The following is a 618-nucleotide window of genomic DNA, read 5'->3' as shown; positions in this document are numbered from 1 at the left end:
TTTTGCTCTTGGTCTTTTTTATGCACTTGGTTTGGGGTTTCCATGCCTAAACTCAAATGCGGCCTCATTTCATTGTATATTACTATTGATTCTTCGACGAGTTCACGTAGCTCTTTCAGGTTTTGGCATTTATAGAGTAAGAATTCTTGCTTCAATATGCCATTAATGCGCTCCGCCAATGCATTTTGATAGCAATCATAGCCATCGGTCATCGATGGAGTAATGCCATTTTCATTAAGCTTTACTTGATATACCCGTGAGCAATACTGTAACCCTCTATCTGAATGGTGAATCGTACTGCATTGATACTGACGATTAGCGATGGTCATATCTAATGCCTTAACCACATCTGTCGCCTTCATTTCATCACTGAGTTCATACCCCATAATTTTGCGACTATACGCATCAGTTACCAGCGATAGATAGTGAACACCTTGCGTTGATTGAACGACACAGGTCCAGATCCTGAAGAAGCACGTGTCCACTTCGAACATTTGCGTGAGCTTTACAATAAAGCACGCGATACATTCGAAGCAAAAGGCCGCTCACACCCTGATTCACAAGCTGCTATTTTTGAAATCGGTGAACTGTTTAAAACATTTAAACTAGTTCCTAAAC

2 pseudogenes are annotated in these 618 nt (G+C 40.8%); one reads left to right on the top strand and one right to left on the bottom strand.

Going from position 1 to position 618, the window contains the following annotated elements:
• A pseudogene (locus LPA49_RS22275) lies at nucleotides 1-449 on the bottom strand (IS3 family transposase); the annotation flags it as partial.
• On the opposite strand from LPA49_RS22275, the pseudogene LPA49_RS22270 reads away from it, so the two are divergent.
• Nucleotides 450-618, top strand: a pseudogene (locus LPA49_RS22270) (sigma-70 non-essential region-containing protein); the annotation flags it as partial. It lies immediately after the preceding pseudogene.

Source organism: Pseudoalteromonas sp. MB41, from assembly GCF_020966275.1.
Taxonomy (GTDB): Bacteria; Pseudomonadota; Gammaproteobacteria; order Enterobacterales; family Alteromonadaceae; genus Pseudoalteromonas; species Pseudoalteromonas lipolytica.
Note: the sequence above shows the minus strand (reverse complement) of the source record. Positions and strands in the feature narration are given on the sequence as shown.